Annotated in this window: 13 protein-coding genes; all 13 read right to left on the bottom strand. The window is 37.8% G+C overall.

What is annotated here, in order from left to right; genetic code table 11:
- Window positions 1-310 precede the first annotated feature (310 nt).
- A complete protein-coding gene (locus CD138_RS09480; protein WP_019169508.1) occupies window positions 311-1,186 on the bottom strand; it encodes an N-acetylmuramoyl-L-alanine amidase family protein in 876 nt (291 codons plus the stop codon).
- Entirely contained in the window at window positions 1,183-1,635 is a 453-nt protein-coding gene (gene dtd, locus CD138_RS09475) for a D-aminoacyl-tRNA deacylase (protein WP_019169507.1), read from the bottom strand. The genes CD138_RS09480 and dtd overlap by 4 nt, the downstream gene beginning before the upstream one ends.
- Window positions 1,636-1,647: 12 nt before the next feature.
- Entirely contained in the window at window positions 1,648-3,837 is a 2,190-nt protein-coding gene (locus tag CD138_RS09470; protein ID WP_019169506.1) for a RelA/SpoT family protein, read from the bottom strand.
- 226 nt (window positions 3,838-4,063) lie between these two features.
- A complete protein-coding gene (locus CD138_RS09465; protein ID WP_019169505.1) occupies window positions 4,064-4,582 on the bottom strand; it encodes an adenine phosphoribosyltransferase in 519 nt (172 codons plus the stop codon).
- 11 nt (window positions 4,583-4,593) lie between these two features.
- Window positions 4,594-6,879 carry a single-stranded-DNA-specific exonuclease RecJ gene (gene recJ / locus CD138_RS09460; protein WP_026066920.1) on the bottom strand — a complete coding sequence of 762 codons (2,286 nt, stop codon included), beginning with the start codon at window positions 6,877-6,879 and terminating at the stop codon, window positions 4,594-4,596.
- Between the two features lie 118 nt (window positions 6,880-6,997).
- Window positions 6,998-9,277: a protein translocase subunit SecDF gene (gene secDF, locus CD138_RS09455; RefSeq protein WP_019169503.1), complete on the bottom strand. Its 2,280-nt coding sequence runs from the start codon at window positions 9,275-9,277 to the stop codon at window positions 6,998-7,000.
- A gap of 141 nt (window positions 9,278-9,418) precedes the next feature.
- Window positions 9,419-9,682 (bottom strand): preprotein translocase subunit YajC, encoded by a 264-nt coding sequence (gene yajC, locus CD138_RS09450; RefSeq protein WP_019165144.1) that lies wholly within the window; start codon window positions 9,680-9,682, stop codon window positions 9,419-9,421.
- Between the two features lie 16 nt (window positions 9,683-9,698).
- The gene (gene tgt / locus CD138_RS09445; RefSeq protein ID WP_019169502.1) at window positions 9,699-10,838 is read right to left on the bottom strand and encodes a tRNA guanosine(34) transglycosylase Tgt; all 1,140 of its coding nucleotides are present in this window, start codon (window positions 10,836-10,838) and stop codon (window positions 9,699-9,701) included.
- Between the two features lie 17 nt (window positions 10,839-10,855).
- Window positions 10,856-11,881: a tRNA preQ1(34) S-adenosylmethionine ribosyltransferase-isomerase QueA gene (gene queA, locus CD138_RS09440; protein WP_019169501.1), complete on the bottom strand. Its 1,026-nt coding sequence runs from the start codon at window positions 11,879-11,881 to the stop codon at window positions 10,856-10,858.
- A gap of 17 nt (window positions 11,882-11,898) precedes the next feature.
- On the bottom strand, window positions 11,899-12,897 hold the full coding sequence (gene ruvB / locus CD138_RS09435) for a Holliday junction branch migration DNA helicase RuvB (protein ID WP_019169500.1): 999 nt from the start codon (window positions 12,895-12,897) through the stop codon (window positions 11,899-11,901).
- Between the two features lie 13 nt (window positions 12,898-12,910).
- The gene (gene ruvA / locus CD138_RS09430; RefSeq protein WP_019169499.1) at window positions 12,911-13,510 is read right to left on the bottom strand and encodes a Holliday junction branch migration protein RuvA; all 600 of its coding nucleotides are present in this window, start codon (window positions 13,508-13,510) and stop codon (window positions 12,911-12,913) included.
- A 13-nt stretch (window positions 13,511-13,523) separates the two neighbouring features.
- Window positions 13,524-13,967, bottom strand: a complete 444-nt coding sequence (locus CD138_RS09425) for an ACT domain-containing protein (RefSeq protein ID WP_019169498.1) — start codon at window positions 13,965-13,967, stop codon at window positions 13,524-13,526.
- A 27-nt stretch (window positions 13,968-13,994) separates the two neighbouring features.
- Window positions 13,995-15,287: a GTPase ObgE gene (gene obgE, locus CD138_RS09420; protein WP_019169497.1), complete on the bottom strand. Its 1,293-nt coding sequence runs from the start codon at window positions 15,285-15,287 to the stop codon at window positions 13,995-13,997.
- Window positions 15,288-15,358 lie beyond the last annotated feature (71 nt).

Below are 15,358 nucleotides of genomic sequence, written 5' to 3'. Positions count from 1 at the left end.
TAAAAAAAGACCCCTGTATGCATTAAACATACAAGGGACGTACTTTATTTTGCCGTGTTGCCACCCTAATTAAGAACAATCCTATACAGATAGTTCTTCACTCTAGGCTCTTAACGCGAGCGACACGACTTTACTCTCATAAAGTACCTTTCCTTGTGTTCATTTCACTAAGCGCGAAGGTCTATCTTTCAGCCGGTGGATAAACTCTCTTCATACATCGATTAATGCTTAGTTCATTCAAGAATACAAACGGTGTTAAATATAAAATTCATCATTAATCATAACTGTTTTTTAAATCAGTTTCAAGACATTAACTTAAAAAATAACTTTCTAATCCGTCGACAATCGCTTGTTCAACGATTTGACGATGGTTTTCATCCTTCATCATGACAGTGTCAGTCGGATTACTAATGTAGCCTAATTCAAGCAATACAGCAGGCATTTCCGTCTGCCGTAAAACTTGATAATTCTCTTGTCTCGTGCCTCTATTCGATAACATCGCTTTCTTTTGTATGCTAGCATTTAACGTTTGAGCGAGTCCTTCTTGTTGTTCATGAAACCAATAGACAGTTGCACCATTGGCATTCGGCGTTTCCAAAGCATCGTTATGAATACTGATAAAAGCATCGCCTTTGAGATTACGGTCTTTTAATTTGACATATTCATCGGTTGAACGCGTCATTTTCACGTTCGCACCCTTTTTCTCAAGTAATGTCTTTAATTCTAATCCTGTTTTCAAAGTGATATCTTTTTCTAAAATTTTATCACCTTGTCGACTTGAAGCCCCTTGATCGCCACCACCATGACCAGGATCGAGGACAATCGTTTTATTTTTCAAAGGATTTGCATGTGGATTCACATCTTCAGGGATATCGAGATTCGTATGCCAGCCAGCAATCCATCCCTTTTGCTTGCCATTCGCCGATCGCACCTGTATCCATTTACCTTGTTTGCCAATTTGTTGAAATTCATCACCTTTATGCACCTGATAAAGTACAGGATAACCCGCATTCGGACCAGTTCGAATTTCCGCGTCCTCAATTAAATTGATATGATCATCATCACTATGTCTTAACACAAAATACGACACGACAAGAATACCAATGATTGCGATCACTAAGCATGTGCCATAAAAGCGTTGTGGGTGGATGCGCTTTTGTTTTAACCATTGATCACCCTTTTTCATACGACTTTGCCATCTACACTCTCATAAATCATCGTCACAGGTCCATCATTTTGAATATTGACAAGCATATCGGTTCCAAATTCACCTGTTTCAACTGGAATTTGGAATGCACGTAACTGATCATTAAAATATTCATACAGTTCATTTGCTTGATCAGGTGCCATCGCTTTCGTAAAGCCTGGGCGATTGCCTTTTCTCACATCCGCATACAATGTAAATTGCGAAATAGATAAAATCTCGCCTTTCATTTGTTGAATATTTAAGTTAAGTTTTTCGTTTTCATCTTCAAAAATTCTTGCGTTTGCGATTTTTTTCGCTAACACTTCTGCGTCTGCTTGTGTGTCTCCTTCACCAATACCAACGAGTAGACAAAATCCTTGTTGTATTGTGCGCTCTATTTGATGATTCTTAACACTTGCAGATCGAACTCTTTGTACAACGATTTTCATCTTTATGCACTCCTAATTCCAAACTCGTGTCACTGTATAAATGTCCCCGAGTTGTTTGATTTTATCTGCAACTTTATAAACTTCATGTACATTTTTTACCATAATACTTAAATTAATGACAGCATTTCTATCAACGTCTGATTTGCCAGCGACTTTAATCAATTGACTTGAAGTACTATTCACAGCTTGAAGTACTTCATTGAGTAAACCGTTGCGATCGTATGCCGTCACTTCTAAATCAACTTGATATTTTTGTGACGCATCTTTAGATTTCACCCATTCGACATCGATTAAACGTTCATTTTCATTTTTAATATTCGGGCAATCTGTACGGTGAACTTTAATACCATGCCCTTTTGTAATATAACCGACAATACGGTCACCAGGAATCGGGTTACAACATTTAGACAATTTAATGAGTACATTGTCTAGTCCCGCCACATAAACACCTGAATCTGTTGTAATCGAATCTTTAATTGGTGCTGCTTTTGTCACTTCTTGTGCTTGATTCAATGCTTTTTGTTTATTTTCAATACGTAATCGCTCAGACAATTTATTGACAATTTGTAGTGCTGTAACACCACCAAATCCAACTGAAGCATATAAATCATCTTCATTCGCAAAATTGTATTTATCATTCACGATTTTTATATTTTTTTCAGTCAATAATTCTTCTGGTCTGAAACCTTGTTCTTTCAATTCTGCTTCGACCATAAACTTACCTTTTTCTATATTAGATGAACGATCTTGCTTTTTGAAGAAGCTTTTAATTTTACTTTTCGCACTCGAAGAACGAACAATTTTCAACCAATCACGGCTTGGACCATATGAATGTTTACTCGTTCGAATTTCGACAATATCTCCCGTTTGCAACACATAATCAATCGGTACAATTTTGCCATTGACTTTTGCACCAATCATTTTATTACCGACTTCACTATGAATGGCATACGCAAAATCAATTGGCACTGCGCCATACGGTAACTCAATGACATCACTCGCCGGGGTGAATGCATACACTTTATCACTTTGTAAGTCGAACTTCATTGACTCGATAAATTCTTGTGCATCTGAAGACGTGTGATCCGTTTCTGCGATATCTTTTAGCCAGTTTAGCTTTTTATTATAGTTTTCATTATCTTTATCAACTTGTTTGCCTTCTTTGTATGCCCAGTGTGCAGCGACACCATGTTCAGCAATTTCATGCATCTCAAATGTACGAATTTGAATCTCAAGGGGATCACCATTTGGACCTACTACTGACGTATGTAGTGATTGATACATGTTTTGCTTTGGCATCGCAATATAATCTTTAAAACGACCTGGCATCGGTTTCCATAAAGTATGCACTAACCCTAAGACGGCATAGCAATCTTTAATCGAATGAACAATAACCCTCACAGCAAGTAAATCAAAAATTTGATCGAATTGCTTTTTTTGTTTCATCATTTTACGGTAAATACTGTAAATATGTTTCGGTCGACCATTGATTTCGCCTTCAATATCCATAATATCCATTTCTTTACGAATATTTTCAATTGCATTCTCAATATAGGCCTCACGTTCACTTCGCTTTTTCTTCATGAGATTAACGATTCTGAAATATTGTACATTGTCGATATATCTTAAAGCAATATCTTCAAGCTCCCATTTAATCGTATTAATCCCTAGACGATGTGCTAATGGTGCATAAATTTCTAATGTTTCTTTAGAAATGCGAATTTGCTTTTCACGAGGCATCGCACGCAATGTTCGCATATTATGTAAACGGTCTGCCAATTTCACTAAAATAACACGGACATCTTTAGCGATGGCAATAAATAATTTTCTATGATTTTCAGCTTGTTGCTCTTCTTTAGAACGGTATTTCACCTTTTTCAATTTGGTTACACCATCTACAATCGTTGCAATTTCTACGTTAAACATTTCTGCGACGTCATCAAATGTATAAGGTGTATCTTCAATCACATCATGTAAAAAACCAGCAACAATCGTAGGCCCATCAAGATGCATTTCTGTTAGGATACCTGCGACTTGGATGGGGTGCATAATATATGGTAAACCGTTTTTACGAAATTGTCCTTCGTGTGCCTTATAAGCGATATGATAACTTTTAAGCACGTATTCATACTGCTCTTTATCTAAATATTGTTTCGCTTTATGTAAAACTTCGTCAACACTATATGGATATTCGTTATTCATATGGTCACCCCCACGTTATCAATAATAATACTATCATACTACATGAATTGAAATAATTGAACCGAATCATAACGCATAATTCAGAGAAACGGCGTAATTTATTAAATATACTTCATTTTTGACATAGAAAGTGATTAAAAAGGCTCATTGATACCTTTATGATCATAAAAAACAACCTCACACATGATTGTATGAAGTTGTTTCCTCATATTAGAATAAACACTGACTATTCTTCATATTTAATTAAGCACATCACGTCATAATCTTTAATTTTATCCATACCATTTAAATATGCAAGCTCAATAATAAATGCAATCCCAGCTACAATCCCCCCCTGTTTTTCAACAAGATGGATCGCCGCTTCAATTGTGCCGCCTGTAGCTAATAAATCATCAGTAATTAATACACGTTGGCCAGGCTTAATCGCATCTGCATGCATCGTTAAAACATTGCTGCCATATTCTAAATCATATTCATAACGGATGACTTCGCGTGGTAATTTACCTTCTTTACGCACTGGTGCAAATCCAATCCCCATCGCATACGCAACAGGGCAACCGATAATAAAACCACGTGCTTCTGGTCCAACGATGATATCTACATTTTTCTCTTTCGCAAACTTAACGATTTGATCTGTTGCGTAACCGTAAGCTTCACCATTATCCATAATTGTTGTAATATCTTTAAAATTAACCCCTGCTTTTGGCCAATCTTTCACTTCTGATACATATTGTTTTAAATCCATTAAAATCCTCCTCATTCATTCCGTGCCAATTCATTTTCTATCCAAGACTTAATGGTACCAAATTCTTCATAAAGTAACTGTTTTTCTACCTCAATCCGCTGCAAACGTGCTTGATAAACTCGGCTAGAGGTAATCGGTTGTTTATCTGTAGAATGCACAATCTCGATTATACCATCTTTTTGACGAATGATTCCAAGGTCAAGAAAAACTTTTAAAATAAATTTGAGCATTGTTGGCTTAACATTAATATACTGACTTAATGCAACCCCATCTTTTTGTAAATCGGTTTGTCCTTTTTGATACAATGCTTTATAACAATTTTTAAAATCTGCGGGCTGTGGTAACCCTTCAAAATATATCGAGTGTTGATGCTGAAATACGAGATATATTTGAGAAGTATTTAAATAATGACAAGATAGCTTGATATCATCCATCGTTAATGGTAAATCACGCATCACACATTTGTCATATTGTTGTGGAATATACTCTCCGTAATAATATTCATGTGGTGACGTCTTATCTTGGTTCGGATGAATTAAGTAACAGACTTGTTGATTATCTTCAAATACAGGCAAACGTTTATTTTTACTACGATAATCTAAAATTTGAAGCTCATTACTCTTCATATCGGTTAAAACCATTTGAGCCGTCCGATTACCGTTCCATTCATTGATCTGAAGTTCCCCCGTCACATCGACATGTTGATTTGGCATAAGTTCACTTGACAGCGCACCTTGATTCCAAAATAATGCTTGTAAATTTTGTTCGACAAAGGTCATCTTCAAATGCGCTTGTTGTTGACCAATGCCTTTACTTTGTTGAACTGTCAAACCATTCACTTGAATAATCGGTCGCTTAAAGTCTGTACCAAACGGTCGAAGTCGCTCAATAGATTGAATCTGTTCTACCGTAATATGGCCAACATCGACTGTGACATCTACTTTTTGAATCGGTTGCAATTGAGTCGTATCATTATGTGTCGCCATCCACTCGTTTAACCCATCACGTAAGGCAGTCACCTGATCAATCGGTAAAGTTAAGCCTGCTGCCATGTGATGTCCACCGAATTTAGAAATAATCGATTGTTGTGAAGATAACGCTTCAAACATGGACACTTGGGTAATACTTCGTGAAGACCCTTTCGCATGTTGCTGTTCGTGATCAATATTTAATATCATTGTCGGCAAATGGAACGTTTCGACAATTCTTGATGCGACGATACCGAGGACACCTTCATGCCAGTCTTCTTTTGCAAGAACTAGAAAATGTTCTCCCGCTTCAACTGCAGCTTCTGCCATGATCATCGCTTCTTCAACAATGGTTTGGACAATTTCTTTTCGTTCTACATTAAAATGCTCAACTTGTTCGGCTAAAAAGAGCGCTTCATCTTCATCATCTGTCATGAGTAACTCTGCTGCAAGCGAGGCATCGTCTAAACGGCCTACTGCATTTAGTCTTGGTCCAATAATAAAACCGATCGTCTCTTCCGTAACTGTATCATTGAATTGCGCTTGATTCAGAATGGCTGAAATTGAAACAGGAGGACTTTCATTTAACAATTTCAGACCCTGTTTAACAATGTATCGATTTTCATCTGTTAAAGAAACAAGATCCGCAATTGTACCAATCATCGCATAAATCCAAAATACGTTTGGCACATCGCCGAGCAAACTTTGTGCTAATTTAAGGGCAACCCCAGCACCGCACAGATTCGGAAATGGGTATTCAAAATCTGTGTGCATCGGATGGACAATCGCATAAGCCGGTGGTAATGTGTCGCCAATCTCATGGTGATCCGTCACAATGACATCCACACCTAAGTTTTGAACCATTTCAATTTCTGCATGACCTTGTATGCCATTATCTACCGTAATAATAAGGGCAACCCCTTCATCATACGCATTTCTAAACGCAGGCGCGCTCGGACCATAGCCTTCAGTGAAACGATTAGGAATGTACCACCCTACCATCGCACCGAGTTGTTGTAGTGTTTTAACCATAATCGTTGTAGATGTTACACCATCCGCATCATAATCCCCGTACACTAATATTTTTTCTTGATTTTGAATTGCTGTATGTATACGTTCGATGGCTTTATCCATATCGCTCATCAAACTTGGGTCATGCATACTTTCTTTTGATGCTGCTAATATTTGTGCGAGCTGTGCTGATTCCGTATAACCTTTACTTTCCAAAATTGTGCGCATCAAAGGCGTCAAATTATATTGTTCAACCAATGTATCATCCATCGATTGTCGCTTTGCTTCGGTTTGCCATTGAAATTTAGATTTTATCATATCATTCACCGCCACTTTCTCCACACAGTATTATATCGAAATTTCGCTTAAATAAAAAGAACGAGAGACTAAGACGTTTCACAGGTCCTAGTCTCCCTTTAAAGTTGCAAGCATTGAATTAAACTAATACTTTTTCTTCATTCGAACGTTTACGCTTATAAACCACAAGTTTGTGATGCGGAGATTTACGTAATTCACGTTTTTTCAACATGCCCCATAATGGCACGGCAATAATAATGGATGAATACACACCCGATACAAGACCGATAAGTAGCGCAAGTGAGAAGTTGAATATGCTTGATGCACCCAAAATGAGCAATGCAACAACAACAATCACAACTGTCAACACCGTATTAATCGAGCGGGTCAATGTTTGGCGAATGGAACTATTCACAATGTAGTCAATTTGTTCTTCTTTCGTAATCACTTTGATTTTAGTTAACATTTCACGTACTCGGTCAAACGTAACAATTGTATCATTGATCGAATAACCAATAATCGTCAGAACCGCTGCAATGAATGTAATGTCAACTTCTAATCTAAATAAACTAAACACCGCAATAATCATAAAGGCGTCGTGCAACAGTGAAATGATGGAGGATATACCCATACGCCATTCGAAGCGTAAAGAAATATAAATAATCATACCGATTGATGCAATCAGCACTGCTAACATCGCATTTTTCGCTAATTCTTGTCCGATGACTGGCGATACAGTGTTGACAGATGGTTCTTTACCATATTTTTCTTTTAGGGTTTCCGTCACTTTTGCAATTTCATCTTTATTCAAGTCACGCTTAAATTGCATTGATGCATTTTCATTGTTTGTACCACCAATTGACAATTGATTTGGTTTAAGGTCAATGGATTCCATCGTTTTTTCGACTTGTGCTTGAGTTAATTTTTGATTACTTTGTATATCAACACGTGTACCTGCTGTGAAATCAATTCCTAAATTCAATTTGAAAATAGCTAGAATAATAACACCCGCTAAAATGACTATACCACTCAACGCAAACAACGGTTTCGCCCATTTCATGAAGTCTACTTTGTCATATGGTGTACTTAAATCATGGACGTCTAAACCTTCATTAATATCATGAATTTGTGATTTTTTAACACCAAACCACCATAATTTTTTCTTGAACACGTTTGAATGTACGACTAATGATAATAAAATACGTGTTAAGAAGACAGCAGTTACGAAACTCATGAGAATCGCAAGTAATAACATCGTTGCGAAACCTTTGACTGAACTTTCACCGAAGAAGAACAGTACAGCTGCTGCTAACACAGTGGTTAAGTTGGCATCGAGAATAGTAATAAATGAACTCTTATTCGCTTTTTTATAGGCTTGTTTTAACGTTCGCCCAATACGTATTTCATCTTTGATACGTTCATACATAATGATGTTTGCATCGACGGCCATACCGACCCCAAGAACGAGTGCAGCTAAACCTGGTAATGTCAGCACACCTGAAATGAAGTTAAATGCAACAATTGTTAAATAGATGTACGTCGTTAATGTAATGACAGCAATAACGCCTGGTAAACGATAGAATAACAGCATAAATAAGAAAATAATGCCGATACCAATCATAGACGCAAAAATGGTTTTATCTAAAGCGTCTTGACCAAATTGCGCACCAACTGATGTTGAATAAATTTCTTTTAATTCTACAGGAAGTGACCCTGAATTTAATAAATCTGCAATTTGTTTAGCTTCAGAAATTCCTTTTTCACCTTGGAAACCACCTGAAATTTCAACATTAGTAGAATTAATCGGTTGGTTTACAGAAGCGGCAGAAATATATTTTGGATCTTCTTTTGTTTTTTCTTTTTCATAACTGTCGCCTTTTTCGAAGTCCAACCAAACAACCATGACATTTTCTTGTTTTTTAGAAATTTCTTCTGTTACTTTTTTAAACTTATCGCTGTCTTTTAATTTAAACGTCACAGCGGGTTGATTCGTATTTTGCTTAAATTCTTGTTTGGCTGAACCTTGTACAAGGTCTTTACCTGTTAATAACACTTTGTCATCTGCATCACGAATGGTTAAGTTCGCTTGTGAAGACAAAATTTTACGCGCTTGATTTTGGTCTTGAACCCCTGCAAGCTGAACGCGGATACGATTTTGATCTTCAACTTGGATTTTAGGCTCTGATACCCCCAGAACATTGACACGACGCTCTAGTGTCTTAGCGGTCGATTGTACTGCGGTGTTATCAATTTTGTCACCTTCTTCAAGTGGATTAACTTGATATAAAACTTCAAATCCGCCTTGAAGGTCAAGTCCTAACTTAACATTGTTGACTACACTTTTATATGTCGTACCCATGCCCGCAAACAAGAGTACTACGAGTAATAAAAAGGTAATCATTCTACTTACTTTTTTCACATGAACACCTCATTTAATCTTATGTCAAAAGCATACTTGAATTATTCCGTAAAGCGCAAGTCATTTTGAGCATACAATAAAAAAGACATGGTGTTAAGCCATGTCCTTTATTGTATGCAAACTTACGGATACAATCAATGATTATGAAGGGTCAACTTGCTTAATGGCTTGCTTTTCAAAAGTCAATTCTGTCCCTTTACCATTTACAGTAATCACAGCTGATGTTTCATCTACTGCACGAACTGTCCCTTTGATGCCGCCGATCGTAGTCACACGTTGACCTGCTTGTAATTGTTCAACCATTTGGCGATGCTCTTTCGCACGCTTTTGTTGCGGACGGATCATAAAGAACCACATCACTACAAACAGTAATACTAATGGTAATAAACTAATAAGTGAAGACATAAATCATAACTCCTATCTAGAAATTTTTCGGATTATCAACATTCAGACCATATTGTTCGAAAAATTCCTCTTTAAAATCTAAAAGACGGTCTTCTCGAATAGCCTGTCTAATGTTCTCCATTAATTTTAACAGAAAATGCAGATTATGGTAAGTAGTAAGACGAATACCAAATGTTTCATCTGCTTTAATCAAGTGGCGCAAGTATGCACGTGTATAATTTTGACATGTATAACAATCACAATTTTCATCTAAAGGACGGAAATCATCTTTAAATTGTGCATTTTTTACGACTAATCGTCCCGTTGATGTCATACACGTACCATTACGCGCAATTCGTGTCGGAAGTACACAGTCAAACATATCCATACCGCGGATACTACATTCAATTAAAGCGTCTGGAGAACCCACGCCCATTAAATAGCGTGGCTTATCTTTTGGCATAAATTGCTCTGTATGTTCGACCATTTCGTACATCACAGGTTTTGGCTCTCCAACAGACAATCCGCCAATCGCATAACCAGGAAAATCGAGTTTCACAAGTTCCTCTGCAGACTGTTGACGTAAATCTTTATACTCGCCACCTTGAATAATGCCAAATAACGCTTGATCTTCAGGACGTTGGTGCGCTGCTAAACAACGCTCTGCCCATCGAGTCGTACGCTCTAATGAATTTTTCACATAGTCATATTCAGCGGGCATCGGTGGACATTCATCAAACGCCATAATAATGTCAGAACCTAAATCATTTTGAATTTTAATAGAATCTTCAGGTGATAAAAATAACTTCGAACCATTCGTATGATGGCGGAATTCTACACCTTCTTCTGTTATTTTACGCAAGTTACTTAAACTGAATACTTGGAAGCCGCCAGAATCAGTTAAAATCGGGCCATCCCAGTTCATGAATTTGTGTAATCCACCAGCTTTTTTAACGATTTCATTCCCAGGTTGTAACCATAAATGATACGTATTTCCAAGCAAAATTTTAGTATTCATTTGTTTTAATTCTTCAGGGCTCATTGTTTTCACCGTTGCTTTAGTCCCAACTGGCATAAACATTGGTGTTTCAAACGAACCATGAGGCGTGTGCACAATCCCTAATCGTGCACCCGACTGTTTACATGTTTTAATATGCTCATATGTTACTGCAGGCATCATATTCTCCTCTCAAACTAAATAATAATCATTGCGTCACCGAAACTAAAAAATCGGTATTTTTCATTCACAGCATGTCGATAAGCAGATAACACAAATTGACGCGAACTAAACGCCGAAACAAGCATAACCAACGTTGATTTCGGCAAGTGGAAGTTGGTAATTAAACCATCTATCGCTTTAAATTCGTATCCAGGATAAATAAAAATATCTGTCCAGCCACTCGTCGCTTTGAATGAATCAAATTGCGTTCGAATCGTCTCAAGCGTTCGTGTAGACGTCGTTCCAACTGAAATGATACGATGCCCTGCCGCTTTCGTTTGATTTAAAATATCGGCAGTTTCTTGTGACATTTGATAATATTCACTATGCATTTCGTGGTCGTCAATATTGTCGACACTCACAGGTCTGAATGTGCCTAATCCGACATGTAATGTTACAAATGCAATATGAACGCCTTGCTTTCGAATGTCTTCTAATAATTCGTCAGTAAAGTGTAATCCAGCTGTTGGTGCGGCTGCTGAACCTGCTGCTTTAGCATACACCGTTTGATAGCGTTCCTTTTCATCTAAACGTTCCTTAATATATGGAGGCAATGGCATCTCACCCAGTTCGTCCAAGCGCTCTTGTAAAATCCCATCATAACTTAAACGCATCACACGTCCACCTTGATTAAGTTCTTTTATACAAGTCGCTTTAATTTTACCTTCCCCAAAACTCAACGTTTGTCCTACTTTAATACGTTTCGCTGGTTTTAAAAGGACCTCCCAATCATCACCTTCAATTTGCGTCAACATTAACATTTCTACTTTGGCATTTGTTTCTTCTTTAACCCCAAATAAACGTGCTGGCATCACACGTGTATCATTGAGAACTAACGTATCGCCAGGTCTGAAAAAACGTGTAATATCCTTGAAATGTAAATCCTCAGTCTCACCTGTATCCCGATTCAAATATAATAAACGGCTTTGATCGCGTTGTTTAAGCGGGGTTTGAGCGATGAGTGATTCAGGTAATACATAATCAAATTCTTCTATATTCAAAATAATGACTCCTTCACTTATTGGCTCGTATATTTAAAGTGTTCGTAGGCATAAGGTGTCGCTTTTCGACCTCGAGGTGTGCGTTCCAAGAAACCTTTTTGAATCAGGAACGGTTCATAAACATCTTCAATCGTAACTCTTTCCTCACCTATTGAAACAGCAATCGTATCTAATCCAACCGGGCCACCGCGATATTGTTCAATAATACAAGCCATCATTTTGTGATCGATATAATCCAAGCCTTCATCGTCCACTTGAAGTAATTTGAGCGCATGTTTTGTCGTCTCAATATAAATCATATCGTCCTGTTTCACTTGTTGGAAATCACGTATGCGTTTCAGCAAACGATTTGCGATACGTGGTGTCCCTCGACTTCTTTTCGCAATTTCAATCGCACTTTCTTCGTCAATGGCTGTCCCTAACACTTCAGCTGTTCTGATAATGATCTGTGTTAGTTCCTCTTCGGTATAGTATTCAAGTCTTAGATGCACACCAAAACGGTCGCGCAAAGGACTTGTTAAGCTCCCCGCGCGCGTCGTTGCACCAACTAACGTAAACGGCGGCAGATCAATACGAATACTTCTTGCTTCGTCCCCTTTACCTACAATGATATCCAAGAAGAAGTCCTCCATCGCTGGATAAAGCACTTCTTCTACAACACTACTTAAACGATGAATTTCATCTATAAAAAGAACATCCCCGGGCTGCAAACCCGTTAATATCGCAGCTAAATCACCTGGTCGTTCAATCGACGGACCGGAAACAGTTCGCAAATTGACATTCATTTCATTAGCAATAATGTGTGACAAAGTGGTTTTACCTAAGCCAGGTGGGCCAAAGAGTAAGACATGATCTAATGGTTCCTCACGAATTTTAGCGGCTTGTATAAACACATCAAGGTTGGACTTGATTGCAGACTGACCTATGTATTGTCTTAAACGCTCAGGTCTTAATGACAATTCAAATGTGTGTTCATCCAATTGCTCATGTCCATCCATCATTCGATCTCGATCCATTTACCTCACCTCTTTATGAAATCAATTGTTTTAAACCATATTTTACTGCTTCATCGACATCATTAAATGTTTGTTGTTGCATCGCTTTTTCTACTTTTTTCAATTCGCGTTTAGAATAGCCCAACGCTTCTAATGCAAGTAAAGCTTCTTGTACATAATGATCGTCCTGCGACGTCGTTATATTGAGTAACCCTTCGCTAATCTCCTCCGTGACAACCACTTTACCTTTTAAGTCGAGAACAATTTGGCGTGCAGTCTTCTTACCAATACCTGGAAATTGCGTTAAATAGGCATCATTTTCATTTTCAATGGCTCGTTTTACTTCATTTGGAGAACTCGCTGCTAAAATCGCTAATGCTGACTTTGGTCCAATGCCTGTCACTTTAATCAGACTTAAAAACATATCCTTTTCTTCTTGATCAATAAAACCATAGAGTAATTGCGCATCCTCACGTACAATGAGAGACGTATACACTTTTACTGTGTGATCTAAATGTTTTTGAAACCGATATGAGTTTGGTGTTTGAATTTCATAACCGACTCCAGATGATGTTTCAACGACGATATGTGTCGGATGTAGTGCTGTTAATTTTCCTGAAATATATGCATACATTCAATAGCGCTCCTTACATGTTCATTCCAATAATGTCTACATTATATACGTTTTCCATTTGGCGTAGTTCATTAATGATTTGATATGGTCCCCACTTTGCGTTTCGACCATCTAATGATAATGTAATCGATGCTTTTTGATCAGTGGGAACACTTTGATGAATCGTCAATACAGAAAGGTTTAATTCAGAAAGTTTCTCAAGTATTTGTGCTAAAATACCAACTTTATCTGTCACAAATAAAATAATCGTAAAAACTTCGGTCTGTTGCTGAACATCTTCTAGCGGAAATATCGTGTCTCTATATTTATAAAACGCACTACGGGAACAATCATGCATATCTACAGCTTCTTGAATTGTTAGTGATTGGTCTTCTTTTAATGATGCCTTCACTTCTAGGACACGCTTAACAACATAGGGCAACACATCTTCACGAATAATATAAAATTGATGTTTCATACTTCTTCAGAACCTCCACTCTCAATATTATTCGACAAATTCAAATTCTCCACCAAGAATACGTACAATATCTCCATTTTCAGCACCACGTTCTCGCAATGCATCATCAATACCCATTGAGCGCATTTGTCTCGCAAAACGACGAATCGCTGGTTCACTGTTAAAGTCCGTCATTTTAAACATACGCTCGATTGCATTACCACTTACTACATAAGCGCCGTCATCATCACGTGTAATTGTAAATTTATCTTGAGACGGTGTATGTTTATAAAGTACACGGTTAACGCCGACCTCTTCCTCTTGTGCAGAGAAATCAACATCTTTTACTTTTTCAAGTGTATTGGCAATTTCATAAAGCAATTGATCAATATTTTCTCGCGTATAAGACGAAATCGGTACAATCGTTACTGTCTCATCATTGAGTTGCGCTTTAAACATTTCGAGTTGTGTTTCAGCATCAGGCATATCCATTTTATTCGCAACGACAATTTGTGGACGATCCTCTAAGCGTTGCGCGTATGCTTTAAGCTCATGATTAATGATTTGATAGTCTTCATAGGGATCGCGCCCTTCCATACCACTCATATCAATAACATGAACAATGACCTTCGTACGTTCCACGTGTCTTAAAAATTGATGGCCCAATCCGACCCCTTCAGAAGCACCTTCAATTAAACCTGGCAAGTCAGCCATGACGAAGCTACGTTGGTCTTTCGTTTCCACTACACCTAGGTTCGGTTGAATTGTCGTAAAATGATACGTACCAATTTTAGGTTTTGCTTTAGAGACAATGGATAATAAAGTAGATTTACCCACACTTGGAAAACCGACTAACCCGACATCTGCCAACAATTTAAGTTCTAAAGTTACTTCTATTTCTTCACCTGGCTCACCGTTCTCACTAAAATCAGGGGCAGGGTTTTTAGGGGTCGCGAAACGAGAATTTCCTCGTCCCCCACGTCCACCTTTAGCAACAACCGCACTTTGACCATGTTCAACAAGGTCCGCTAACGTTTGCCCTGTTTCAACATCTTTAACGATCGTACCTGGCGGCACTTTTAAAATAAGGTCCTCTGCATTTTTACCATGCATATTACTGCTTTGTCCGTTTTCGCCTTTTTTAGCTTTAAAATGACGTTGATATCTAAAGTCCATTAATGTACGTAAGCCTTCATCCACTTCAAACACGACTGAAGCCCCACGTCCACCATCACCGCCTGCTGGGCCACCAAATGGTACATATTTTTCACGACGGTAGGCAGTGATACCATTACCGCCATCACCAGCTTTCAATGATATTTTTACTTGATCGACAAACATGTTTTCACCTCTTTTGCTTTAATTTCATGCATCACATATGAATTCGCACATCATATGAAATAATAAGCATT

Origin of the sequence: Staphylococcus intermedius NCTC 11048 (assembly GCF_002902385.1) — a bacterium.
GTDB lineage: Bacteria > Bacillota > Bacilli > Staphylococcales > Staphylococcaceae > Staphylococcus > Staphylococcus intermedius.
Note: the sequence above shows the minus strand (reverse complement) of the source record. Positions and strands in the feature narration are given on the sequence as shown.